The sequence below is a fragment of the Sphingomonas sp. PP-CE-1A-559 genome (genome assembly GCF_004340965.1).
GTDB lineage: Bacteria > Pseudomonadota > Alphaproteobacteria > Sphingomonadales > Sphingomonadaceae > Sphingomonas.
In genome coordinates this window covers 1-25297 of record NZ_SLYA01000005.1, presented here as the reverse complement: position 1 = coordinate 25297, position 25297 = coordinate 1, and the positions used below count along the sequence as shown (strand labels likewise).

Annotated in this window: 23 protein-coding genes and 1 tRNA gene; 12 read left to right on the top strand and 12 right to left on the bottom strand. The window is 65.2% G+C overall.

Features of this window, described 5'->3' with window-relative positions; translation table 11 throughout:
• Positions 1-329 precede the first annotated feature (329 nt).
• On the top strand, positions 330-2129 hold the full coding sequence (locus tag C8J42_RS15220; RefSeq protein WP_133020743.1) for an aminopeptidase P family protein: 1800 nt from the start codon (positions 330-332) through the stop codon (positions 2127-2129).
• 6 nt (positions 2130-2135) lie between these two features.
• On the opposite strand, the gene C8J42_RS20185 is transcribed toward C8J42_RS15220, so the two are convergent.
• Entirely contained in the window at positions 2136-2273 is a 138-nt protein-coding gene (locus C8J42_RS20185; protein ID WP_165895508.1) for a hypothetical protein, read from the bottom strand.
• Between the two features lie 89 nt (positions 2274-2362).
• On the opposite strand from C8J42_RS20185, the gene C8J42_RS15215 reads away from it, so the two are divergent.
• Positions 2363-2437 (top strand) — tRNA-Thr (locus C8J42_RS15215).
• A 102-nt stretch (positions 2438-2539) separates the two neighbouring features.
• Here the strand turns inward: C8J42_RS15215 and C8J42_RS15210 are convergent.
• The 3 genes from C8J42_RS15210 to C8J42_RS15200 all read right to left on the bottom strand — a co-directional run bounded on the left by C8J42_RS15210 (position 2540) and on the right by C8J42_RS15200 (position 5787).
• Complete coding sequence (locus C8J42_RS15210; RefSeq protein ID WP_243644489.1) at positions 2540-3529, bottom strand: aldo/keto reductase; 990 nt, start codon at positions 3527-3529, stop codon at positions 2540-2542.
• A gap of 113 nt (positions 3530-3642) precedes the next feature.
• Positions 3643-4656 carry a zinc-binding alcohol dehydrogenase family protein gene (locus C8J42_RS15205; protein ID WP_133020741.1) on the bottom strand — a complete coding sequence of 338 codons (1014 nt, stop codon included), beginning with the start codon at positions 4654-4656 and terminating at the stop codon, positions 3643-3645.
• Positions 4657-4698: 42 nt separating this feature from the next.
• Positions 4699-5787, bottom strand: a complete 1089-nt coding sequence (locus C8J42_RS15200; protein WP_279388754.1) for a Gfo/Idh/MocA family oxidoreductase — start codon at positions 5785-5787, stop codon at positions 4699-4701.
• Positions 5788-5817: 30 nt separating this feature from the next.
• On the opposite strand from C8J42_RS15200, the gene C8J42_RS15195 reads away from it, so the two are divergent.
• The 7 genes from C8J42_RS15195 (at position 5818) to C8J42_RS15165 (ending at position 14028) form a co-directional block, all read left to right on the top strand.
• Positions 5818-6711, top strand: coding sequence for an aldo/keto reductase (locus C8J42_RS15195; RefSeq protein ID WP_133020740.1), 894 nt, complete (start codon positions 5818-5820; stop codon positions 6709-6711).
• On the top strand, positions 6708-7775 hold the full coding sequence (locus tag C8J42_RS15190; protein WP_133020739.1) for an LLM class flavin-dependent oxidoreductase: 1068 nt from the start codon (positions 6708-6710) through the stop codon (positions 7773-7775). Before C8J42_RS15195 ends, C8J42_RS15190 begins: the two co-directional genes overlap by 4 nt.
• Positions 7776-8122: 347 nt before the next feature.
• Positions 8123-9370 (top strand): MFS transporter, encoded by a 1248-nt coding sequence (locus tag C8J42_RS15185; protein WP_133020738.1) that lies wholly within the window; start codon positions 8123-8125, stop codon positions 9368-9370.
• An 88-nt stretch (positions 9371-9458) separates the two neighbouring features.
• Positions 9459-11798, top strand: a complete 2340-nt coding sequence (locus C8J42_RS15180) for a TonB-dependent receptor (RefSeq protein ID WP_133020737.1) — start codon at positions 9459-9461, stop codon at positions 11796-11798.
• A 111-nt stretch (positions 11799-11909) separates the two neighbouring features.
• Positions 11910-12368 (top strand): DUF2721 domain-containing protein, encoded by a 459-nt coding sequence (locus tag C8J42_RS15175; protein WP_056065567.1) that lies wholly within the window; start codon positions 11910-11912, stop codon positions 12366-12368.
• Positions 12365-12787 carry a DUF4345 domain-containing protein gene (locus tag C8J42_RS15170; RefSeq protein WP_120301262.1) on the top strand — a complete coding sequence of 141 codons (423 nt, stop codon included), beginning with the start codon at positions 12365-12367 and terminating at the stop codon, positions 12785-12787. The genes C8J42_RS15175 and C8J42_RS15170 overlap by 4 nt, the downstream gene beginning before the upstream one ends.
• A gap of 62 nt (positions 12788-12849) precedes the next feature.
• Positions 12850-14028 (top strand): MBL fold metallo-hydrolase, encoded by a 1179-nt coding sequence (locus tag C8J42_RS15165; RefSeq protein ID WP_133020736.1) that lies wholly within the window; start codon positions 12850-12852, stop codon positions 14026-14028.
• Positions 14029-14329: 301 nt separating this feature from the next.
• On the opposite strand, the gene C8J42_RS15160 is transcribed toward C8J42_RS15165, so the two are convergent.
• Entirely contained in the window at positions 14330-14716 is a 387-nt protein-coding gene (locus C8J42_RS15160) for a VOC family protein (RefSeq protein ID WP_133020735.1), read from the bottom strand.
• Between the two features lie 167 nt (positions 14717-14883).
• Entirely contained in the window at positions 14884-15714 is an 831-nt protein-coding gene (locus tag C8J42_RS15155) for a ferredoxin--NADP reductase (protein ID WP_133020734.1), read from the bottom strand.
• A 166-nt stretch (positions 15715-15880) separates the two neighbouring features.
• On the opposite strand from C8J42_RS15155, the gene uvrB reads away from it, so the two are divergent.
• On the top strand, positions 15881-18079 hold the full coding sequence (gene uvrB, locus C8J42_RS15150) for an excinuclease ABC subunit UvrB (protein ID WP_056065553.1): 2199 nt from the start codon (positions 15881-15883) through the stop codon (positions 18077-18079).
• Positions 18080-18130: 51 nt separating this feature from the next.
• On the opposite strand, the gene C8J42_RS15145 is transcribed toward uvrB, so the two are convergent.
• Entirely contained in the window at positions 18131-18508 is a 378-nt protein-coding gene (locus C8J42_RS15145) for a PRC-barrel domain-containing protein (protein ID WP_056065550.1), read from the bottom strand.
• A 112-nt stretch (positions 18509-18620) separates the two neighbouring features.
• On the opposite strand from C8J42_RS15145, the gene C8J42_RS15140 reads away from it, so the two are divergent.
• Positions 18621-19202, top strand: coding sequence for a hypothetical protein (locus C8J42_RS15140; RefSeq protein ID WP_243644487.1), 582 nt, complete (start codon positions 18621-18623; stop codon positions 19200-19202).
• Between the two features lie 685 nt (positions 19203-19887).
• Here the strand turns inward: C8J42_RS15140 and C8J42_RS15135 are convergent.
• From C8J42_RS15135 to C8J42_RS15115, 5 genes are all read right to left on the bottom strand, one after another.
• The gene (locus C8J42_RS15135; RefSeq protein ID WP_133020733.1) at positions 19888-20364 is read right to left on the bottom strand and encodes a DUF2501 domain-containing protein; all 477 of its coding nucleotides are present in this window, start codon (positions 20362-20364) and stop codon (positions 19888-19890) included.
• Positions 20365-20434: 70 nt separating this feature from the next.
• Positions 20435-21061: a hypothetical protein gene (locus tag C8J42_RS15130; protein ID WP_243644486.1), complete on the bottom strand. Its 627-nt coding sequence runs from the start codon at positions 21059-21061 to the stop codon at positions 20435-20437.
• 44 nt (positions 21062-21105) lie between these two features.
• The gene (locus tag C8J42_RS15125; RefSeq protein WP_133020731.1) at positions 21106-22623 is read right to left on the bottom strand and encodes a fumarate hydratase; all 1518 of its coding nucleotides are present in this window, start codon (positions 22621-22623) and stop codon (positions 21106-21108) included.
• Between the two features lie 217 nt (positions 22624-22840).
• Positions 22841-23635 (bottom strand): hypothetical protein, encoded by a 795-nt coding sequence (locus C8J42_RS15120; RefSeq protein ID WP_207897150.1) that lies wholly within the window; start codon positions 23633-23635, stop codon positions 22841-22843.
• 239 nt (positions 23636-23874) lie between these two features.
• Entirely contained in the window at positions 23875-24288 is a 414-nt protein-coding gene (locus C8J42_RS15115; RefSeq protein WP_133020730.1) for a hypothetical protein, read from the bottom strand.
• A gap of 171 nt (positions 24289-24459) precedes the next feature.
• On the opposite strand from C8J42_RS15115, the gene C8J42_RS15110 reads away from it, so the two are divergent.
• On the top strand, positions 24460-25191 hold the full coding sequence (locus C8J42_RS15110) for an NAD-dependent deacylase (RefSeq protein ID WP_133020729.1): 732 nt from the start codon (positions 24460-24462) through the stop codon (positions 25189-25191).
• The last annotated feature ends 106 nt before the right edge of the window (positions 25192-25297 follow it).

Here is a 25297-nt window from a genome sequence, read left to right as displayed (position 1 = left end):
ACCATCGTCCCCCAATTGGGCCCCGGCCTTCGCCGGGGGGGCGGCTGGTCCTGCGAACCTACACCAAGCTTGCTTCCCCGCAAAGGCGGGGACGCAGACTGGGCTCCCGCCTTCGCGGGAGAACAAGGGGGGCGGTGAAATCGATTTGCTAGTCTAGCGAATGTGCGTCCGGCGAGGTGTCGCCCCTCGCCGCTGTCCTACAAACCGCGTTTCTGCCACAACGCCCGGCATGACCCGGCAAACCCCGCTGCAATACCAACGGGACGCGCATCGCAACCTCGCCAAACTGTGAACTTTGTGAACTTCGGCCCCAACGAGAGACCCAAGACATGCCCCCGCTGACCGACCGCCTCACCGCCCTCCGCACCCAACTCGCCGCGCAAAACCTCGACGGCTTCGTCATCCCACTCACCGACGAACACATGAGCGAATATGTCGGCGGCTACGCGCAGCGCCTCGGCTGGCTCACCGGTTTCGGCGGATCAGCGGGCACGGCAGTCGTGCTGGCCGACCGTGCTGCGATCTTTACCGACGGGCGCTACACGATCCAGGTCCGCGAGCAGGTCGATGGTGCGCAGTGGGACTATGAGCCCGTGCCGCAGACCAGCCCCGCCGCGTGGCTCGGCAAATACGCTCCCGAGGGCGGTCGGATCGGTTACGACCCGTGGCTGCACACCGGGACCTGGGTCGCCGACGCCACCACCGCCCTAGCAGACCGCAGCGCGACGCTGGTCGCGGTCGAGATCAACCCGATCGATGCGATCTGGACCGATCGCCCAGCCCCCTCACCTGCCAAGCTGACCGTACAGCCGGACGAGTTCACCGGCGCCTCGTCTGCCGAAAAGCGCGCGAAGATCGCCGACTGGCTGTCTGAGCAGAATGCCGACGCGGTAGTCCTGTCAGCGCTCGATTCGATCGCGTGGGCGCTCAACGTCCGTGGCGGCGACGTGGATCACACGCCCGTCGCGCTGTCCTACGCGATCGTCGGCGCGGACGGCACCACCGACCTGTTCGTCGCGCCCGACAAGCTAGACGACGCGGTCCGCCAGCATCTTGGCAACGCCGTCCGCCTCCATGATCGCACCGCGTTCGCCGCTGCGCTGGGCACCTATGCCGGCAAGCGCGTCGCCGCCGATCCCGAACGCGCGGTCGCCGCGATCACGCAAGCGCTCCAGGCCGGCGGCGCGAAGATCCTGCCGCTGCGCGATCCCGTCGTGCTCGCCAAGGCGATCAAGAACCCGGTCGAGATAAGCGGCCACCGTGCCGCCTCCACACGCGACGGCGCCGCACTCGCGCGTTTCCTGCGTTGGGTCGAAAGCGAATGCGTGAGGGGGGGGCAAACCGAACTCAGCGCCGCCGCCAAGCTGCTCGCGTTCCGCGAACAGACCGGCCTGCTGAAGGATACCTCGTTCGACACGATCTCCGCCACCGGTCCGCACGGCGCGAGCCCGCATTACCATGTCACCGAGGAGTCGAACGCGCCGATCGAACCCGGCCAGCTCTACCTGATCGATTCCGGCGGCCAGTATGCCGACGGCACCACCGACGTGACGCGCGTGATCCCGATCGGCGAACCGACCGACGAGATGCGCGACCGCTTCACGCGCGTCCTGAAGGGCCATATCGGCATCGCCACCGCGGTGTTTCCAGACGGCACGATGGGTGGCCAGATCGATGCCTTTGCCCGCCGTCCGCTGTGGGAAGCCGGCCTCGATTTCGCGCACGGCACCGGCCACGGAATCGGCGCGTATCTCGCGGTGCACGAGGGTCCGCAGCGGATCGCCTCGCCCAACTATCCCGGCGGCGCGGCGATGGAGCCGCTGCGCGCCGGCATGATGCTCTCCAACGAGCCCGGCTATTACAAGGCCGGCGAATACGGCATCCGCATCGAGAACCTGATCCTGATCGAACCGCGCGCCATTCCCGGCGCCGACCGCGAGATGCTGGGCTTCGAGACGCTCACCTTCTGCCCGATCGAGCGCACGCTGATCGAGCCGGCATTGCTGACGACCGAAGAGCGCCAATGGGTCGACGACTATCACGCACAGGTGCTGGCGGTGCTGGCGCCGGAAATGACCGACGCGGAGGATCGCGCCTGGCTGACCGCCAAATGCGCGCCATTGTCTTAAGGGCGGTCAACTAGAGGAATCATCCTTGGTCGCAGGCGCTGCCCCAACGGCCCGCGCCTGCGCCTTCCGCCGCCGCAGATTCTCGCGCAGCGCAGCGGCCATGCGCTCGGCCTTCTCCGCCGCCTTTCGATCCCGATCATCCATAATTTCGCCCTACATTGTGGCGGGACAGCTTGACAACCGCCCCGCCCTCGTCTCTTAGCCCCACTCCGCCGGCAGCGATGCCAGCGAGTGCTGCCGTAGCTCAGTGGTAGAGCGCATCCTTGGTAAGGCTGAGGTCGTGAGTTCAATCCTCACCGGCAGCACCATTTTCTTCCTGTATGTCACCGTGACGACCATTCCCTGCGGGGAAACCGACTTGGTCGGGGTCGGTAAAACTCCGGCGCTGGCGACGCGACGATCGCCTGATCTCAAGCTGCAGCGACAGGCACCGGTGCATCCTCGCGCAGCAGGTTCAGATGGCATAACTCTAGCCAGAAATCGTCGGGAATGACCTCGTGGTAGAGGTCGATGGTCTCGGCGACCCGCTGCACGCTTCCGAGTCCGGGAATGACGCTTGCGACGCGTGGGTGGGCAAGGCAGAAGCGCAACGCCGCGGCGGGCAAGCGAACCGCATGCCGATCCGCGACCGCCTCGATCGCGCGGACTTTCGCAATCACGCCGTCGGGTGCGGCGGCATAGTCGTAATTAAGCGGACCGCCCGCCTTCGTGCCGGTCGCGAGTATGCCGCTGTTGTACGGCCCGCCGATCACGATCGACGTTCCCGCTTCCGCGCACGCCGGGAAAAGCGCGTCCAGCGCATCCTGCTCCAGCAACGTGTATCGTCCGGCCAGCAAAATCACATCGATCGGCATCTCGCGCATCACGTCCAGGCATATGGCGATCTCGTTGACGCCCACGCCGAAGCCCGAGATTAGCCCTTCCGTCCGCAAGCGATCGAGCGCCCGCAAACCGCCGCCGGCCGTCAGCTGTTCCCAATAATGCGCCGCAGCTTCGCCGTGGGTCCGTTGGCCGATGTCGTGGACGTAGAGCAGGTCGATCCGCGCGAGGCCCAGGCGCTGCAGGCTGTGGTCGTGGCTGCGCAGGATGCCGTCGTGGCTATAGTCATAATCCATGCGGAACGGCATCGGCGATCGGAACCCGTCGCGTTCGCGGTCGTCACCGATGCTCGCGTCCGGCGTCATCAACCGACCGACCTTGGTCGACACGGTGACGTCGCGCTGCTGTCGCAATCCGTTTCCGAGCCGTCGCTCGGACAGGCCGCGACCATAATGCGGCGCGGTATCGAAATAGCGCAGACCTGCCTCCAGTCCCGCGGCAATGGCGGCCTGTGCGTCGGCGTCGGATACCGGATCGTACAAATTACCGAGCGTTGCCGAACCAAACCCGAGTTCGGCCACGGACAGTCCGGTACCGCCGACGGGACGAGAAGCGATGCACATGTTCGGGGAGATCGACACTTCCTCTCGCGCTCCGGATCTATCGAAACCATGCCTCTCGAAGCATGGCCAGGCTAGATCGAAATGATCGCCTTCATCACGCTGTCCGCTTCGGCGATCAAGGCTGGAACGCGCCGTGGTGCGTCCTCCAGCGTCAACGCGTGCGTCTGCAGGACCGAAGTCGGGATCGACCCGTCGCGGATGCTGGCGATGACGTGGTCGAAATCGCTCGACAGCGCGTTCCGGCTGGCGAGCAACGTCGTCTCACGCTTGTGGAATTCCGGATCGGAAAAGACCAGATCGTCCTTGCACAGTCCGACCAGGACATAGGTGCCGCCGTGCGCCACGTGCATCAGGCCGCCGCGCATCGCGTGGATGTTGCCGGTGGCGTCGAACACGACATCGAACATGTCGCCATCGGTCGTTGCGCGGAGAGCCTCGGTCGCGCCGTCGTCGGCGACCACGATGGTCTCGAAACCCAGTTGGTCACGAACGAACGCCAGCCGGGTTGCACGCGTATCGAGGAAAGTGACCGACGCGACGCCCATGATCCGGGCGAACAGCGCGGTGGCGACACCGATCGGGCCTGCCCCCGTGACCAATATCCGCGCATCGGGTGTGGGCTTGGCGCGCTGTACCGCATGCGCGCCGATCGCCAGGAACTCGACCATCGCTGCCTGGTCCAGCGACAATCCCTGCGCATCGACGACCGATGCCTCGGGAACGGCGAGCCATTCGCACATGCCGCCATCGGTATGAACGCCAAGCACCGCGATGTTGACGCAGCAATTCGGTCGGTTGCGGCGGCAGGCGATGCAGTGACCGCAAGCCCCGTACGGATTGACCGTAACGATCTGTCCGGGCGTGAAGCGGGAGCCGGTCGGTGCTTCGACGACTTCGCCCGCCAGCTCGTGGCCGATCAGGCGCGGATAGGACAGATAAGGCTGCGTCCCGGCATAGATGTGATAGTCCGTCCCGCAGAGCCCGGCACGGCGCATCCTGATCAGGACGTCGCCCTCCTCGCGACGGGGCATTGGCCGGTCGGTGACGATGAGCGATCCCGGCGCGGCGCAAACCAACGATTTCATGACGGTCTTCCTCGGCGTGGCGATGGTTTGTCGGAGTAGATCCTATAGCCCCAGTTCGGTCATTTGCACGACGCGGTGCTCGCGTGCGCTGATCTCGGCGGCAGTGCCGATCGCGACGGCGCGCAGGCCATCCTCCGCGGTGACCTGGACCGGCCCCTCCCCGCGGACCGCTGCGGCGAACGCAGCGTGCTGGTAATAGGTCGCGCCTTCGTGCGAGCCGGCGGCCTTGGCAGCGGGGTCTACAGCAACGTGGGCACGCTCGACCTGCTTCGGGTTCAGGAAACCGACGCGGGGGGAGTAGACCAGTTCGCCTGCGGGGATCAGCACGTCGAGGCGGGCGGCATCGCCGGTGGCGGACATCTCCTCCTGGTTCTCGGCACCGTCGGCGAACATGCTAAGGTCGAGCATCGCGCGCACGCCGTTGGCGAAGTCGACGGTCGTGAAGCTGTTGTCGATGATGTCGGGCCGCTGGCCGTCATAACGTTCGTCGAGATGGTTCACGTCCATCGCGCCCGAGCAATATACGCGGACCGCTTCGGAGCCGACGATCAGTCGCATCAGGTCGAAGAAATGGCAGCATTTCTCGACCATCGTGCCGCCGGTATTGGCGGAGAAGCGGTTCCAGTCGCCGACCTTGGGGAGGAACGGGAAGCGGTGTTCGCGGATCGAGAGCATCTGGAGCCGGCCGATGCGGCCTGCGTGGACCTGTTCGATGAACGCGGCGGCGGGCGGCATGAAGCGATACTCCATCCCCGTCCAGAACGGCTTTGCGTGAGTGGCAGCGCGCTCGACGATCCAGCGCGCATCGTCGATCGTCGTCGCCAGCGGCTTCTCGCACAGGATCGCCGCGTCCATGGTGAACAGCCGTTCCAGCACGTCGCGGTGCGTGTTGTTGGGCGAGGCGATGACGATCGCGTCTACGTCGGCGCCTTTTGCGAAGGCCTCGACGCTGTCGAACCGTGCGACATTGGCGGCGCGGTCGCCAAGCGCATCGGTCGCCCAATCGATCGAGGTCGCGACCGGATCAGCGATCGCGACGATCTCCGCATCCGGCAGGATCGCCAGGTTGCGAAGGTGTTCGACGCCCATCATGCCCGTTCCGACGACGCCGTATCTGATCGTGGCTACCAAGCTGTCATTCCCTATGCCATGGCCGCCTGCATGACGACGATCCGCCTTTCCAACGACCTTCGCCCGCTCGGCAAGAGCGAAATCCTTGTTTCGCCGATAGCCTGGGGCATGTGGCGGCTGGCCGGAGAGGTCGCGCCGGTTCACGCGATGATCGAAGCCGCGCTGTCGGCCGGGATCAACTTCTTCGACACCGCCGACATCTATGGCTGCGACGTGCCCGCCGGGTTTGGCTCGGCGGAGGAACTGTTCGGGCGTGCGCTGGCCGAAGACCGGTCGTTGCGTGCGAAAATGGTGATCGCGACCAAGGCGGGCATCCGTCCGGGCATCCCGTATAATTCGAGCGCGACGTATCTTGCCGATGCGCTCGACGCGTCGCTGACGCGGATCGGTGTGGAGCAGGTCGACCTGTACCAGATCCACCGTCGCGACTTTCTCACGCATCCGCACGAGGTCGCCGAGACGCTGACCCGGATGGTCGAGGCGGGCAAGATCCGCAGCATCGGCGTGTCGAACTACAGCGTGGACGAGTTCGACGCGTTGCAGGCCTTCCTGGGCCAGCCGATCGTCAGCACGCAGCCCGAGTTTTCGCCGCTGCGCACTGCGCCGCTGTTCGACGGGACGCTCGACCACGCGATGCGGCTCGACGTCGCGGTGATGGCGTGGTCGCCGCTCGATGGCGGTCGGCTGGCGCAGGGCGATCATCCGGCGGCCAAGCTGCTCGCCGAGCATGGCGCACGCTACGGCGTCGATGCGGCGACCGCTACGCTGGCGTGGATCATGGCGCATCCCGCGCGGATCATCCCGATCGTCGGGTCGCAGAATCCGGCGCGGATCGCTGCGTCGGCGGATGCTTACAAGGTCGAGTGGACGCGGGCCGAATGGTATGCGGTTCTGCAGGCCGGGATGGGTGAGAATTTGCCATGACGGTCCTGCCCCCTTGCGAGATCAGCTGGTTCTCCGCGCTGTGCGACGACGATTACGAGTTTCTCGGTTTGCCCGATGCGGCGCTGAAATCGAGCTGGGAGCATTGTCGCGACATCGTGATGCAGGCGGAGACCGCGGGGTATGACAATATCCTGCTGCCGTCGGGCTATGCGCTGGGGATCGACACGACCGCGTTCGCTGCGGGGATCGCGCCGATGCTCAAGCGGTTGCGGTTGCTGATGGCAGTGCGGATCGGCGAGAGCTGGCCGCCGCAGCTCGCGCGCCAGATCGCGACGATCGACCGGATGTTGGGCGGGCGGCTGGCGATCAACATCATCTCGAGCGACCTGCCGGGCGAGAAGCTGGAAAGCGCGCCGCGATACGCGCGCACGGTCGAAGCGATGCACATCCTGCGGACGTTGCTCGACGGGAAGCCGCTCGATCATGACGGCGAATTCTGGAAGCTGAAGGTCGATCCGCCTCGGGTTACGACGGTGTCGGGACGCTGCCCGGCGTTGTATTTCGGCGGGCTTTCGGAGGCTGCGCGCGATGCGGCGGCGACCAATGCCGACGTTTATCTGATGTGGCCGGATACGATGGACGCGGTGCGGGCGATCATTGCGGATCTGCGGTCGCGGGCGGCTAAGCATGGTCGGACGCTGAAGTTCGGCTACCGCGTCCATGTCGTCGTGCGCGAGACCGAGGCGGAGGCACGGGCAGCGGCTGACCGGCTGTTGTCGAAGCTCGACGACGCCGAAGGTCGTGCGATCCGCGAACGCTCGCTCGATTCGCAATCCGCGGGCGTCCGCCGCCAGGCCGAGCTGCGCGAAGGATCGGACGACGGCTACGCGGAGGCGAACCTCTGGACCGGGATCGGCCGAGGCCGCTCGGGCTGCGGCGCGGCGATCGTCGGCGATCCGGATCAGGTACTGGCGAAACTGAACGCGTATCGGGCGGAGGGGATCGATGCGTTTATTCTCTCCGGCTATCCACATGCGGCTGAGGCGGATCTGTTTGCGCGGCATGTGTTGCCGCGGATCGCGCATGGGCCTTTGGTGATCTGAGCAACTCGACCCCTCCAACAATCGACCACCCCGGCGAAGGCCGGGGTCCAATTGGGGGACGGTAGTAACGTAGGAAGGTCTGTCGTTACTGGGGACGTTCCAATTGGGCCCCGGCCTCCGCCGGGGTGGCATTGGGTTGGCGATGCCCTTTCCCCGTCCCCTTCCTTGTTCTCCCGCGAAGGCGGGAGCCCAGTCTGGATCCCCGCCTTGGCGGGGATCCAAGGGTGCTCGAAGGAGATGGCTGCCAAGCCAATCCGGAGTGAGCCCCACCCCCTGCAACCAAATAACCGGCTCCGCGAAGAGAAACTGGCTGGCCACCGCGCGCGCCTCGTCCATGCTAAGCGCGTATGACCAAGCCTACCAAGACCGTCGCGCAACTCAGCGCTCGTGCGCGCGCGCTGTTGTTCGCGCTCGTCGTCACTGCCGGCATCCTCAACCTCGTCGACCGCCAGATCATCTCCGTCCTGAAGCCGATCATCGCCACCGACCTCGGCTGGAGTGATGACGACTACGGCACGCTCGCCGCGTGGTTCCAGGGCGGCGCGGCGTTCGCGTTCCTGTTCACCGGGTGGATCGTTGACAAGCTCGGCGTCAAATGGGCGAACCCGATCGGCGTCGCGGCGTGGAGCATCGCGGCGATGGCGCATGGTTGGGCGCGGTCGATGACCGAGTTCGTGATGATCCGCGTCAGCCTCGGCGCGACCGAGGCGATGGGGACGCCGACCGGGATCAAGACGATCGCGTCGGTGTTGCCGAAGAACTGGCGATCGAGCGGATTCGGCGCGACCAATGCCGCCAACAGCATCGGCGCGATTCTGGCGCCGCTGGCGATCCCGGGTGTGGCACTGCTGGTCGGGTGGCGCGGGACGTTCGTCGCGGCGGGCGCGCTCGGGCTGGTGTGGGCGGCGGTCTGGCTGATCGCGACGCGACGCGTGACGTTCTCGCCGCCCCGTCCGGTCGAGATCGACGCGGCGCCACCGACCGACTACGGCCCGATCCTGCGCAACCGCCAGACCTGGGCGATCGCGGTCGCCAAGATACTGTCGGATGCGACGTGGTGGCTGTTGCTGTTCTGGCTCCCCGACTTCTTCCACCGGCAATATGGGCTGACCGGCGTCGCACTCGGCGTGCCGCTCGCCATTGCCTATGGTGGCGCGGCGGTCGGGTCGTTGCTCGGCGGCGGCGTTTCAACGCGGTTGCTAAGTCTTGGCTACAGCATCAATGCGGTGCGCAAAGGCATCTTGCTGGTCGCCGCGCTTTGCGTTCTGCCGATCCCGCTGGTGCTCTACGCGGGCAATTACGCGGTCACGATCGGGCTCATGGCGCTCACGCTCGCCGCACATCAGGCATTTTCGACCAATCTCTTCGCGCTGATCGCCGACGTCGTGCCACAGGACAAACTCGGCCGGGTGACCGCGTTCGGATCGTTCAGCGGCAATGTCGGCGGCATGGTGATCGCCAAAGTTGCGGGGCTCGTGCTGACCGCAGGGCTCGGGTATCTCCCGTTGTTCCTGTTCGCCAGCGTATCGTACCTGCTCGCGATCGGGTGGATCCAGCTGCTGCTGCCGGTGCTGCGACCAGTCGAGCCGCGCTAAAGCTGACACGACGCACCTGCATATCGTTCTTTATACCCATCGCGCGAATGGGATTTACAAGGCGGCATCAATTTCGGGGAGGGAACCCATGATCGACCCACGCATCCAGCGGCGCCATGTCGCGTTGTTCGCCGGCACCGCACTCGTTGCGCTCGCCACTCCGGCGACTGCGCAGGATATTCCCGCGACGACACCGGCAACGGCGTCGACAACCGCGCCCGCCCCGGCTGCCCAGAGCGACGAGGTCATCGTCACCGCGCGCTATCGCAACGAGACGCTCCAGTCGGTGCCGATCGCGATCACCGCGGTCAGCGGTCAGTCGCTCGCCGAGCGCCAGTTGAACACGGTCGAGAACATCGCCGCGACGATTCCGTCGGTCGGCTTCCGCAGCGGCGCGTCGAACAAGGATCGCACGATCTTCATCCGCGGCGTCGGCACGATCACGACCTCGCCGGGCGTCGAGCCATCGGTGTCGACCGTGCTCGATGGCGTCGTCCTCACCCGCCCCGGCCAATCGACGCTCGACCTCGGCGAAGTCGAGCGGATCGAGGTGTTGCGCGGACCGCAGGGCACGTTGTTCGGCAAGAACGCCTCGGCGGGCGTGGTCAACATCGTCACCCGCAACCCGACCGACGAATTCCGCGCGTTCGGCGAGGCCGGCATCACCTCCGACGAGGAATACCGGATCAAGGCCGGCATCTCTGGCGCGCTCGTCCCCGGCAAGGTGCAAGCCCTGATCGGCGGGCTGTACGACGACTATCAGGGCAACGTCCGCAACGTCGCACGCAACCAGGACGTCAACGGCTACCGGCGTTATGGCGCGCGCGGCAAGCTGGTCGTGACGCCGTCCGACGCCCTGAAGTTCACGATCATCGGCGATTACCTCAACTCACACGATACCACCCCGACCAGCGTCTACGCCGCCACCAGCCGCACCGCGTATCCGACCGGTGTCGTCACCAATTCGCCCGACCTCGCCGCCGCGCTGGGGGCAAGCGGGATCGTCGCCGGACCGAGCAATCGCCGGACCAACAACAATTCGATCACCGACGTGAAGGACGAGAATTACGGCGGGTCGTTCACCGGCGAACTCGCGCTTGGCGACTACCACATCACCTCGATCACCGGCTGGCGGCAATGGCTCAACAACCAGCGCCAGGATTACGACAGCGTCGCCGCGCTCTCGACCGCGTTCCCGTCGGGGCAAGATGCAGGTAGCGTCAACACCAAGCAATTCTCCGAGGAACTGCGGCTGACGTCGCCCAAGGGTGGCCTCATCGACTACGTCGTCGGCGCCTATTATTTGCACGCGACGACCGACGAGCAGTATCAGCGCACGCTGACGTCGCTCGCGGCCGGCGGCGCGCAAACGACGACCACGGGCGTTGCAAACTACGGCATCACCAACGACAATTACGCGCTGTTCGGTGAGGCCAACGTCAATTTCACGCCGAAATTCCGCGGTATCGCGGGCTATCGCTCGACCTGGGACAGCCTGGATTTCTACCACGTCCGCACGTCGACCGCGGATCCGCTCAACACCGGCGCGGCGGCGCTCGATCGGCCCGGCGTTCGCGCCTATCACAACGCGACCGGCGGGATCGACAAGCGCGGCGACAGCTATCGCCTCGGGCTCCAGTACGATCTCGGCGAGCATGCGCAGACCTATTTCACCTATTCGCACGGCTATAAGGGCCCGGCGTACAACGTGTATTTCAACATGCGCTCGCTCAACGCGACGACGCCGCTCGACGAAGTGCCGTTGAGCCCGGAGACGTCCAATTCCTATGAGATCGGGCTGAAGGGCAGCACTGCGAACCGTGCGCTGAGCTACAGTCTGGCGGCGTTCACGACCAATTTCGACGGGTATCAGGCGAGCTTCAACGACGTCGTCGCGGGGGCGCAGGTCAGCCGGCTGATCAACGCCGGATCGGTCCGCTCGCGCGGGGTCGAGGCGGATGTGACCTTGCGCCCGACCAAGGGCCTGACGCTCGACATCTCCGCCGCCTATACCGACGCGACGGTGCGCAACTTCCTCTGCCCGACCGGCGCGCCGACGAGCTGCAACATCAACGGCCAGCCGCTCCCCTATGCGCCGAAGATCAAGTTGTACGAGAATGCGGCGTACAAGTTCGGGCTGACCGACACGCTGGCGCTTGAGTTGCAGACCGACGTGACGTTCAGCAGCAAGGTGCAATATTCGCTCGCCGAGACGCCGAGCACGGTCCAGCCATCCTACGCGATCTGGAACGCGAGCGTCGCGGTGCTGAGCGATACCTCCGGCTGGCAGCTGCGCGCGTATGTGAAGAACCTGACGAACACGTCCTATTCGTCGTTCCTCACCGCGGGCACGTTTGCGGGCACGGTGCGGTTCGTGCCGCGCGACGACAAGCGCTATGCCGGGCTGCTGCTGCGCAAGGACTTCTGACCGCCGCCCTGGAGGCCTGCGCGAGGCAAGCAGCGGCAAGCCGCTGTAATTGCGGCGCCATGCGGTACGCGCGTTCTTCCTATCGAGCGCGTTTTACCACATGGTGCCCGCATGCCGACGATCCCCGCCGTCTCGACGATCGCCCAGACGATCCAGCTTTCGCTAGCGCCCGTGTTCATGCTGGCGGGTATCGGCCAGTTGCTCAACGTGCTGGCCGGCCGCCTGTCTCGAGTGATCGACCGCGCGCGGAAACTGGAACATTTGCACGCGAGCAGCACCGGGCCAGAGCATGTCCGCTTCGTCTGGGAACTGCGCCTGCTCGACCGCCGGATGACGATCATCAACGCTGCGCTGTTCCTCGCGGTCTCCAGTGCGATCATGACGTGTATCCTGATCGCGCTGCTGTTCATCGCCGAACTCGCGAAGCTGCACTTCGGGACCTACGTCGCGGTGTGCTTCATCCTGGCGATGATCCTGCTGATCGCGGCGCTGATCTCGTTCATCTTCGAGGTGCGGATTTCGCTCCGCGCATTTCGTATCCGCCCAGAATTGCTGAGGCCCTTGCCATGACCAGCTCGATCGAGAAGCGCCTGTTGCAGGCCGTGATTGCGGTGGCGTGCCTGTTGCCGCTGATCGTCGGCGGCCAGGGCGTCCTGCACGGACCTGCGCCATTCGGGCATCTGGCCGATGTGCCGAGGGATCTTGACAGCCATTTCCGGTATATCTCGGGGATATTCTTCGCGACCGGGCTCGGGTTCGTCAGCTGCATCCCGAATATCGAGCGCAAGGGACCGCGGTTCCGGCTGCTCGGCGGGCTGATCTTCGTCGGGGGCGTATCACGGCTTATATCGTTGATCGCGGTCGGCGTGCCATCGCAGGGTCATGTCCTTGGCTTGGGCATGGAGACGATCGTCGTGCCGTTGCTGATGCTGTGGCAATGGAATTTCGCGCGGCGGAATTTCGCGCGGCGGACCGCATTGCGCGCTTGATCTGAACGATGATCGCCAGCGTGCGTTAGGGCGACATCCAATCCCGTGCAGACAGGAACGCCGTGACGAGACTATTGAAGATCGTCGGCGGTGCCATCCTGTTGCTGGTCGTGATCGGTGCGCTGATCGTGACGATCGTGCCGCAATTCCTCGACCGGATCTATTATCGTGGGTCGACGTCGAGCCATTTCGACGGTGCGCGGTTCTTCAATCCTGACGGCGACGCGGATATCAAGCAGATCCAGCCCAAGGGCAGCGGCGGTGGTCGGGCGAGCTTCTTCTGGAAGTATTTCACCGGCAGCGATGGCCGGCCTGCGTGGCCCAAGTCGGTCGCGGTGAACCGCATCGCGCCGCCCGCCCGCGTCGAGGGCGAGCGGATGGTCGTGACGTGGGTCGGCCATGCCAGCGTGCTGATCCAGACGCAGGGGCTCAACATCCTCACCGATCCGGTCTGGGCGGAGAAGGCCGGGCCGCTCGGCACGGGTCCGCGTCGTGTCGCCGCGCCGGGGATCGCGTTCGATGCGTTGCCGAAGATCGACGTCGTTCTGGTCAGCCACAATCATTACGATCATCTCGACGAGGCGACGCTGAAACGACTTTGGGAGCGCGATCGGCCGCGGATCGTCACCAGCTTGGGCAACGACAGCGTGATCGGCCAGACCGGTGCGGAGGCGACCGCGCTCGACTGGGGGCAGCGGGTGGCGATCAAGCCAGGCGTTGCTGTCACCGTGACGCGAAACCATCATTGGGGCAGCCGCTGGTTCACCGATCGCAATCGCACGCTGTGGTCGAGCTTCGTCGTGACGCTGCCGGGCGGGAACGTGTTCTTTGCGGGCGATACCGGGATGGGTGACGGCCAATGGCCGGTCGAAGCGGCGGCGCTCGGGCCGGTCCGGCTGGCGCTGATCCCGATCGGTGCGTTCCGGTTCGTCGATGGGCAGATGGAGTCGGGCAGCCATATCGGGCCGGTCGACGCCGTCGAGGTCTATCGACGGCTAGGCGCGGCACACGGGATCCCGATCCACTGGGGAACGTTTCGGCTGTCGTTCGAAGGGTATGACACGCCGCCGAAGCTGCTCGCGGCGGCGATGCGGTGTACGGGGCAGACTGGGTTTGCGCCGGTGACGCTCGGGCGGCCAACGGAGGTTGCGGGGTATGTGAAGCCGGCGGCGGGTGTGACGATGTCGCGGGAGGCGCTGCTAAAGTGTCTCGATACGCCGGCGGTTCGGGCTTTACGCTAGATTTTCGATCACCTCGGGCTGTTCGACGTGTATTCTCTTCGAGCGAGTAAGCCTGTTTCCCCGCGAAGGCGGGGATCCAGACTGGGCTCCCGCCTTCGCGGGAGAACAACGAGAGAGAAGAGTAACGCCGAATCTGCACACTACCACCCCCGCGAAGGCCGGGGCCCAGTTGGAAGGTCGAAGTAACGAAAGACGGCGTTCAGTTAGCGACGTTCCCCAACTAGGCCCCGGCCTTCGCCGGGGAGGTGTACCTGCTAGGACGCGATAGGTGCCGAACACTGCCGGAGTGACCGGGGGCGCTTCACCCCATCTTGAATACGCAGAGCTTGTTGCCGTCGGGATCGCGGAAATACGCGCCGTAGAAGCCCATCTCCTCGGGTCCACGCGTGCCGGCAGCGCCTTCGTCCGCGCCGCCGAGTTCGATCGCCTTGGCGTAGACCTGGTCGACCTGCTCGCGCGAATCCGCCGCTAGCGCGACCATCGTACCATTGCCCGCGGTGGCGGCCGCGCCGTCATAGGGTTTGCCGATCACCAGCATCGGCTTGTCGGGGCCCGCGCCGTAGAAGGTGAGCTGGCGGGCGTCGGGCATTTGCATGAGGCGCTTGCCGCCCACCGTCGCAAATAGCGCATCGTAGAACGCAAGCGCTGAGTCGATGTGGTTGGTGCCGAGCGTCGCGTAACCGATCATGGGTCTCTCCTCTTATGAATAAGGAGCGATATCGGCGGGTTACGCGGGGGACGCGACTAGCTGTCCCCCCGCGAAGGCGGGGGCCCAGGCCCGAACCCTCCCGGCATGCGACGGTGCAGTAATCCCTGGGCCCCCGCGTTCGCGGGGGAACCCAAAGCGCAACGCCATCAGCCGACGAAGGCGCGCTCGATCACGAACGTACCCGGCTTCGAATTCGCGCCCTCCTCGAAGCCCTGCGCTTCGAGCATCACCGCGAATTCCTTGATCATCTCGGTCGATCCGCACAGCATCGCGCGGTCGGTCTCGGGGTTGAGCTTCTGCTCGCCGCGGACCGGGTGGCCGAACAGCGACGCATCCTCGATCAGCGCGCCGATCCGCCGCGTGGTGCGGAACGGCTCGCGCGTCACGGTCGGGATGTAGTGGAACTGAGTCTGCGCCTCGTCGGCGATCAGCGGGTCCTCCGCCAGCAGCCCGACCATCTCGTCGTGATAGGCGAGATCGCTCACGCGCCGCACGCTGTGCACGACGATCACCTGCTCATACGCAGCATAGACGTCGGGATCGCGCATCAGGCTGAGGAACGGCGCGAGGCCGGTGCCGGTCGAGAACATGAACAACCGCTTCCCCGGCAGCAGCGCGTCGAGCACTAAAGTGCCCGTCGGCTTCTTGCCGAGATACACTTCGTCGCCGGGCCGGATCAGCTGGAGCTTCGAGGTCAGGGGGCCGTCCTCGACCTTGATCGACAGGAACTCCAGTTCCTCCGAATAATGCGGGGACGCGATCGAATAGGCGCGCATGATCGGCTTGCCGCCTTCCTGCGGCAGGCCGATCATCACGAACTCGCCCGAGCGGAAGCGGAAAGTCGAGGGCCGCTCGATCGCGAAGCTGAACAGATGTTCGTTCCAGTGACGCACCCACAGCACCTTGGCGTTCAGGAACGCGGGGGTCTCGGGGATCAGCGCGGGCGCGCGGGTTGCTTCGACGGTCGGGGCGGTCATGCGTCTATTCCTTGGCCTACGCGCGGGCGCTGGCGGATCGATGGCTTGCGAAACGGTCGCATTATGGGCGCGAGCCGGACGGGTCAACAACAGCTAAACTTGGCATCGGCCAAACAGGTCCCGTGGCCGTTGCCGACTCAGGCCATGTTCCCCATATTCCCCCTCGATGGCCATTCAGATCCGCACCAGCCTCGCCGAGCCTGAAACCGGCGAAAGCTTCGTCCCGCACCGCCCGACCGCGCGCCCCGACAAGGTCGAGGGCGGCAAGCGGTTCAACCTCGTCAGCGAGTACGAACCCGCGGGCGACCAGCCCACCGCGATCGCCGAACTCGTCTCCGCGATCGGCGACGGCGAGAAGGACCAGGTGCTGCTCGGCGTCACCGGCTCGGGCAAGACCTTCACGATGGCCAGCGTCATCAACCGCGTCCAACGCCCCGCGCTCATCCTCGCGCCGAACAAGATCCTGGCCGCACAGCTATACGGCGAGATGAAGTCGTTCTTCCCCGACAACGCGGTCGAATATTTCGTCAGCTATTACGATTATTACCAGCCCGAGGCGTATGTCGCGCGCTCCGACACTTACATCGAGAAGGAGTCGTCGACCAACGAGTCGATCGACCGAATGCGACATTCGGCCACCCGCGCATTGCTCGAACGCGACGACGTCATCATCGTCGCGTCGGTGTCGTGCCTGTATGGCATCGGCTCGGTCGAGACCTATTCGGCGATGATCTTCGACCTCAAGAAGGGCACGACCGTCGACCAGCGCGAGATCGTGCGCAAACTCGTCGCGCTCCAGTACAAGCGAAACGACGCGGCCTTCCAGCGCGGCAATTTCCGCGTGAAGGGCGACACGCTCGAGATCTTCCCGTCGCATTACGAGGACAGCGCATGGCGCATCTCGTTCTTCGGCGACGATATCGAGGAGATCATCGAGTTCGATCCGCTGACTGGCAAGAAGGTCGCGTCGCTGAACTCGGTGCGCGTGTACGCGAACTCGCATTACGTGACGCCCGGTCCGACGCTCAAGCAGGCGGGCGAGGCGATCAAGCACGAGCTGGCCGAGCGCCTGAAGGAGCTGGTGCTGGAGGGCAAGCTGCTGGAGGCGCAGCGGCTTGAGCAGCGGACGAACTTCGATCTCGAGATGATCGCCGCGACTGGCTCCTGCGCCGGGATCGAGAATTACTCGCGCTTCCTCACCGGCCGCATGCCGGGCGAGCCTCCGCCCACTTTGTTCGAATATCTCCCGGACAACGCTTTGCTGTTCGTCGACGAGAGTCACGTCACGATCGGTCAGATCAACGGCATGTCGCGCGGCGATCACCGTCGCAAACTGACGCTCGCGGAGTATGGCTTCCGCCTGCCGTCCGCGATCGACAACCGCCCGCTGCGCTTCAACGAATGGGACGCGATGCGCCCGCCGACGACCTATGTCTCGGCGACCCCCGGCAGCTGGGAGATGGAGCAGACCGGCGGCGTGTTCGCCGAACAGGTCATCCGCCCGACCGGACTTATCGATCCGCCCGTCGAGATCAAGCCGGTCGAGGAACAAGTCCAGGATCTGATCGTCGAAGTCGGCAAGACGACCGCGCTCGGCTACCGCACCCTAGTCACCACCCTGACCAAGCGGATGGCCGAAGATCTCACAGAGTACATGCACGAGGCGGGGATCAAGGTCCGCTACATGCACAGCGACGTCGAGACGCTGGAGCGCATCGAGCTGATCCGCGACCTACGGCTCGGCGTGTACGACGTGCTGATCGGCATCAACCTGTTGCGCGAGGGATTGGATATCCCCGAATGCGGGCTGGTCGCGATCCTCGATGCGGACAAGGAGGGCTTCCTGCGCTCCGAGACGTCGCTGATCCAGACGATCGGTCGCGCGGCACGCAACGTCGACGGCCGCGTGATCCTGTACGCCGACCGCGTCACCGGATCCATGGAACGCGCGATGAACGAGACGTCGCGCCGCCGCGAGAAACAGGTCGCGTACAACACCGAACACGGCATCACCCCGACGACGATCCGCCGCAACATCGGCGACATCATCGCGCACGTGGCGAGCCAGGATCAGGTGACGATCCCGATCGACGAGGACCGCCCGCACATGGTCGGCCACAACCTGCGCGCGTATATCGAGGACCTCGAAAAGCAGATGCGCAAGGCTGCTAGCGATCTCGAGTTCGAGACCGCCGGGCGACTTCGCGACGAGATCCGGCAGTTGGAGAACGAGGAACTGGGCCTGCCGGTCGACCAGCAGAAGGCGCCGGTCATGGGACGTTCGAACGAGGGCAAGCCCGGCACGCGGAAAACGCGTTACGGCAAGAGCCAGAAAATGCGGATGGGGGGATCGCGGTCGCGGTGATCGCGGACGTCACCGGTGCAGGCAACTTACCCGCACCGGTCGACATGGAGCTTAGCCGACGACAAGGTCCTCGCTGCTCGACCCGTAATAGCTTGCGACGCGGTCGGCATAGGCCTGGTCGAACACCGGCGCGTTGTTCGCCCAGCTCGGGCCGCCTTCGAGGACGCGCTTGTCGATCGTGACGACGTAGAGGTCGCGGACCGCGTCGAACTGGAGGAGCGCGAACGGCAGCGGGTAGAAGCTCTTGCCCATGCCGAGGAAGCCACCGAGGCTGAGGACGGCGTGGGTGACGCGGCCGGTGCCCTTGTGGACCATGAACGCGTGGACCGAGCCGACATTGTCGCCGTCGCGGCTCTCGACCTTCATCGTGCCGGAGATGTTCGACTGGACGAGCAGCTGGGTTGGCGTCTGGGCGGCGGTATCGGACATGGACGTTCTCCTGATTTCTTCCGTCGTTGAACCGGTATCACCGTGCGGCGGTTCCCGCCGGGCGCGCTTCGTCGTACTTGAGCGACCGCCGGGCGTGCCGCATAGCGATGCGATGCGCACTCCGTCCCCTCACCTCGTCGGCTTGCGATCGCTTGCCCGCCCTCTGGTCCTGGCGCGGCTTGCCGGTCTGGCGACGCTCGCGTCGATCGCGGGCTGCGTGCCGCCTCCGCGTGCGGAAGCGCCGCCCCCGCCGCGCACCGTCGCCCCGGCCCCTGCCCCGGAGCCGCGTCCGGCACCGATCGCTGCCGACTGGCGCGACTGGCCGTATTCGCCGGGGACGTGGGTGTATCGCCGCGATGCGCGCGGTTCGATCGCGTTGTTCGGGCCTGCCAATGCCGACGCCTCGCTGACGGTGCGGTGCGACACCGCGGCGCGCCAGGTCTACCTGTCGCGCGCGGGGAGCACGGCGACGCCGCTCACGATCCGCACGTCGAGTGTCACGCGCGCCGTGTCCGTACAACCGACCGGGGGCACGCCGCCCTATGTCGCGGCTGCGCTGATGCCGAACGATTCGTTGCTGGAGGCGATGGGGTTCAGTCGCGGGCGGTTCGTCGTCCAGCAGGCCGGACTGCCGCCGCTCGTCGTGCCCGCCTGGGCCGAGATCGAGCGCGTCACCGAGGATTGCCGCGGCTGATTTCGACGAACCGGCAGTCGGACAGGATTGACCGAAAACTTCCGTAAAACAAGGCTTGTATCGCAGGCGCGGTCGGCACACATTGGCGTTGCGGTCAGGCTTGGCCGCGTTGTTTCAACAAGCGAAAGGAGGTGATCCGATGTCTCATGGTTCAGCAGTGAGTTCGGTTCGGTTCGTTCGGGGGACGCACCGCTAACGCCGCCGACGTGCGTGGGGAGTATCCTCTCCCAGTCAACGCGTGTGTCACAGGATAAGCGGTACGCATGGTCCTCCGGGCTGGAGCTCTCCGGCCGCTGACCATGTCAGGAGGCTGTCGGTTCGTCGGGAGACGATCCGGCAGCCTCTTTTCGTTTGTGAAAACTACGGGGCGTGTTGGCATGCTGCGCTCGGGGGCAAACCCATTGCCCGGCCCGCGCCGCCTAATGTGAGACCAGTTCCAGACTCCACAGCGCTACGTACTTGATCGGTTAAGTTTTGCGGCATTGTATGGCCGAAACTATCCAGAGATTCCGGGACGTTTGGCACGCCGCCGTCCGTGACAGATCGAAGGGGCAGTTCACGTCTTTGTTCTCCCGCAAAGGCGGGAGCCCAGTCTGGGTCCCCGCCTTCGTGGGGAAACATGCTGGTTCAGGTACACACGCTGCGCTTTGCCCCGTAGAGACGCCGACTGCCCAAGACCGCCGCCCTACAGGAACGACTTCGCCCGATTGAGGACGATGCTGCACATCCGCGTCTTCACCTGCCCGCCGAGGTCGTCGAGCGAAAACGCCTGGCCGTTCGGCGCCTGCACTTCGCCTTCCTGTCCCGCGGCATAGCCCGGCGACGTCTGCACGCCCTGACGTCCGGTCAGACGCTGGAGGATCGACTGCGCGCCGGTGGCCGGGGCCTTCGCGCTGCCCGTTCGTGACGCTGCATTCCGCCCGCCGGTTAAGGCGCTAAGTGCACCACTTTGCCCGAGCAGATTGTTCTTCAGGCAATAGCCGAGCAACCCGGCAGCATTGCCCGCGCCGATCGATCCGACGTTCGGCAACGCGCCACCTAGCAGACCGCCGAGTCCCCCGAGGCCACCCTGAGTCGACGCCGATTGTGGCGCGGTGGTCTGGGCCGAGGCTGTGGTCGCAAGGGCGAAGGCGGCGACGAGGGCGATTGCGGTCTTGGGCATGATGAGCGTGCTCCGATAAGGTCGTATTACCAACAGGACTGGCCGGGGTGCGTTCCGAACTCGGCGTCGTTCAGCCGCCCGCAAAGAACGCGTCGACCGATCCGCGCTTGGCGCCCAACGCCGCCGTCACCCGTCGGCGAGCATCGTAATATACCAGCGCCGGCGCGACCGGATCGGTCTTGCGAAGGCGTGCGGCCTCCGCGTCCGTCAGGCTGCTCTCGCGCGCGACATGATCCGCATACCCCTCCTGCTGCCAGGTCGGGAGCATAGCACTGCGCACTTCGCCAAGATGGTTGGCGATCATGATGTGCGTCGTCTCGTGCGCGATCACGCCGGACAGCGTCCGGGTACCACCGATCGCACGACCGTTCGTCACGCGGTCGGTGGTGACGTCGCTGCGGTTGAAAACGATCGCCGAACTGAACGGCCGGCGGAACGCGAAGGCGCCCGGCGACTGGATCGCCAGAAGCCTCCAGCGCCAGCCACCGTCCGTCAGGAACAGCGAGCGATCGAGCGGACCGGTGTAGAGCGGACTGGTGCGCAACAAGCCCTCGGCACGCGCCAGTTCGCTGGCGATCCGAGGATCGATCGGACGCTCGGCATAGACGGTGACGGTGCCGATCTGCTGCTTATACGGAAACGCGAGCAACTGCGGCGCGTAGACGACCGCGACGACAAGCAGAAGGAAGATGGCCACGACCCACCGGACGGGGCCCTGCCCCCTTCTGCGTGCGCGCGTCGTCATGCCGGCGTCAGCAAGCCTTCACGCGCGATCTTCTCGCGCCAAACCAGCGGTGCAAGCTGGTGGACGTTCTCGCCCGCGGAATCGACCGCGACCGTCACCGGGAAGTCGCTGACTTCGAACTCGTAGATCGCTTCCATCCCGAGATCCGCGAAGCCAACGACCTTCGATCCCTTGATCGCGCGCGCGACCAGATACGCCGCGCCGCCGACCGCCATCAGATACGCGGACTTGGCCTCGGCGATCGCCTTGGTCGCATCGCCGCCGCGCTCCGCCTTGCCGACCATCGCCAGAAGGCCTTGGTCGAGCATCATCCGCGTGAACTTGTCCATGCGCGTCGCCGTAGTGGGTCCCGCCGGGCCGACAACTTCCTCCCCGACCGGATCGACAGGCCCGACGTAATAGATCACACGACCCTTGAAATCGACCGGGAGCGGCTCGCCCGCATCGAGCATGTCCTTGATCCGCTTGTGCGCCGCATCGCGCCCGGTCAGCATCTTGCCGTTGAGCAGCAGGCGGTCGCCGTGCTTCCACGTCTGCACGACGTCGGGCGTCAGCGTGTCGAGGTCGACGCGGATCGCGGCCTTGTCGGGCGTCCAGTTGACGTCGGGCCATTCCTCCAGCTTCGGCGCTTCCAGATACACCGGGCCCGAGCCGTCGAGCACGAAATGCGCGTGGCGGGTGGCGGCGCAGTTGGGGATCATCGCGACCGGCTTCGATGCGGCGTGCGTCGGCCAGTCGAAGATCTTCACGTCGAGGATGGTGGACAACCCGCCCAAGCCTTGCGCGCCGATGCCGAGCGCGTTGACCTTGTCGTAGATCTCGATCCGCAGCGCCTCGATGTCGTTCTTCGGCCCGCGCGCCTTCAGCTGCGCCATGTCGATCGAGCCCATCAGCGACTGCTTGGCGAGGATCATCGATTTCTCGGCGGTGCCGCCGATGCCGATGCCGAGCATGCCGGGCGGGCACCAGCCGGCGCCCATCTGCGGGATCATCTCGAGCACCCAGTCGACGATCGAGTCGCTCGGGTTCATCATCTTGAACTTCGACTTGTTCTCGCTGCCACCGCCCTTCGCCGCGACGTCGATCGAGACGGTGTTGCCGGGCACCATCTCGACATGCATCACGCTCGGCGTGTTGTCCTTGGTGTTCCGCCTGGTGAAGGCGGGGTCGGCGAGGATCGACGCGCGCAGCTTGTTCTCGGGGTTGAGATAGGCTTTCCGCACGCCTTCATCGACGACTTCCTGCAAGCTGCGGGTCGACTCGAGGCGGCAATCCTGGCCCCATTTGACGAAGATCGTGACGATCCCGGTGTCCTGGCAGATCGGGCGATGGCCCTCCGCGCACATCCGGCTGTTGGTGAGGATCTGTGCGATCGCATCCTTGGCGGCGGGGCTCTGCTCGGCCTCGTACGCGACGCCCAGCGCGCGGATATAGTCCATCGGGTGGTAGTAGCTGATGAACTGGAGTGCGTCGGCGACGCTTTCGATCAGGTCGGCTTCGGTGATGACGGTCATGCAGCGCCTTTACGGATACAGGTTTGCAAGCGTCTTAGCGGCGATCGTGCGATTTTTGAAGACGGGGCCGTTGCGGTGATCGGCGCGCAAACGGCCAAAGGTTACGATAAGGTCACACCAACGTGCCCTCGCGTATCCGATGCCCCCAAACGGAAAAGGCCGGGATGGCGTTGGCGCCACCCCAACCTTTTCTAGTTATCTCAAAGCGTTAGTGCGATTACATCGGTGGCGTCAGGCCGTCCTTGCCAACGGCGACCGACTTGGCGCCCTTGGAGTCGGTCGCAACGATCGCGAACAGCTTCTGGCCCTTGGCGAGGACGGTGCGCTCGGCCGGCTCGAACCGGACGATCGGCGTGCCGACGGGAACGACGACCTGGGCCTTGCCGCCCTTGTACGAGATGCTCAGCTTGGTCTCGCCGGGCTTGCCTGCGCCGCCGGTAACGGTGCCGTTGGTCATGCCGCTCTGCTGCGCCACCGTGCCGTTCGTCATCGCGCTCTGGCCATCGACGGTGCCGTTGGTCATCGCGCTCTGCCCGTCGATGGTGCCGTTGGTCATGGCGCTCGACCCGCTCATGCCGCCGCCTGCAGCCGCTACCGCGCCGGGGACGTCCCAGGGATAATGCCCCTCGCCAGTGCCGCGCATCGCCTCGGGGAAGATGACCAGTTCGACCGCGCGCAACGCATTGTCGGGACCAGTCGTCGCGGTGCCGATGAAGTCGCCGTCCTTGAGCGTCGACAGGTCCGACTTCACCACCCAGGCGAACTTGGTGGTGGCGTCGAGCGGCACGGTGGCCGACTTGCCGTCATAGGTCTGGACGGTCAGCGCGTCGGTGCCGATCGCGGTGATGACGCCGCGGACGCGGTTTACGGCCGGGGTCGCACTCGCCGCGGCGCTGGTGTTGCCCATGGCGATGTTTACGGTCGAGGTGTTCGAGTCGGTCGAAGTCGTCTGACCACAGCCGCCAAGGACCGCGACCACGCCGCTCAGCAGCACCAGTTTCTTCGTCAACATCGCATCGGATCCTTCAGTTCTACCGGCCTAGACGCCGACATGGCACCTGCGAACGGGTCGCGCACGGCCATGGTGGCGTGGTCGATGCTGCTCAACGTCCGATGGGGGAAACCGGACGCATCGGTCCGATCGGATCACGCGATTGCGGCCGGTCCGCTTTTACAAAGTCGAACGTCAGCGCGGCGGGGGACACTTGGCCCTGTGAAGAGGCGACGGCCGGGGCTGAGCCTATCGGCCCCTCACGATGCCGGATGACCCCGCGCCATCAGCACGTCGATCTTGCTCTTGGGCATATTGATCAAGAGCCCGTTCTTGTTTTTTGCAAAGGAGGTGAAGTCTACCTCGACGCTACCGATCGCGCTCGACACCGTCGCAAAGCTTTTACCGACGGACTCGACTTTGCCGATCACCAATCCCTTTGAGTCATGGACTTCCAGCCCCTGCCTAACTTCTCCCGGCAGAGTCGGAACAGGCCGCGTCGTCAATCGATTGGAGTCGGCAACGCCTACTTGGAACTCTTCGAAAACCCGCTGACGGTTTAAGTCTCCGGGACCGCTGTTGTTCGGCCCCGCTCCCGCGCCCCCTTGTTGAGCCTGTACTCCGGCCGCCGATGCGATGATTGAGACAATCATACCAAGCAGGACTCTACGCATTTCTTCTCCCCTGAACATTTTATATTTTCAGCTTATCCTGATTGCGGGCTATCGACAATACTTGCGTATTGCCGCCGCCGAGTTGGCGAGACTTGGTATTGCCCCGCTCCAAAGCGGAAAGGCTGCTTTCCACCACTTTCCGACATTCCGTCACTCGCCTATTCTGTCGCCATGCGTGATATCCAGAACATTGTAATCCTGACGGGCGCGGGCGTTTCCGCCGAGTCCGGCGTCCCGACATTTCGCTCTAAGGGCGGCGTAACCTATTGGGATGTTTACGAAAATGATCTGGCTCCAAAAAGCTATCGGGTCGAGGATGTCTGCACGCCCGAGGCGCTCGCGGCGGATCCGGAACTGGTGCACCGGTTCTACGATCTGCGACGCGCGGCTCTGGCGACGGTCGAGCCTAACGCCGCGCACCACGCGCTGGCGCGGTTGGATGCGGCTTGGGAGGGCGAGTTGCTGATCGTCACGCAGAATGTCGATGACCTGCACGAGCGGGCGGGGGCGACGCGGATGCTGCATATGCATGGCGAGTTGCTGTCGGCGCTGTGTGCCGTTTGTGGGGCGCGCGAGCCTTGGTCCGGGGCGTTGCCGGAGGGGTCGGTGTGCGGCGCGTGCGGGGCGGCGGCGTTGCGGCCGGACATCGTGTTCTTTGGCGAGATGCCGTACCAGATGGAGCGGATCGAGGCGGCGTTGGCGAAAGCCGATCTGTTCGTTTCGATCGGGACTTCGGGCGCTGTGTATCCGGCGGCGGGGTTCGTGCAGACCGCGGCGTATCATGGGGCGCGGACGCTCGAGTTGAACCTCGATCCGTCGATGGGGAGCGTGTTCTTCGAGCAGACGCGGATCGGTGCGGCGGGGGTCTTGGTGCCGGCTTGGGTGGACGAGCTTCTGTCCTAAGCTTGTTCCCTAAGATGGTGTATCGCGGCGGCTGCATTTCGACAGCAGATGAGATTTGCAGCCCCTTCACGTACGATGCCTGGATCGGGGTCGACCTGACCTCGTG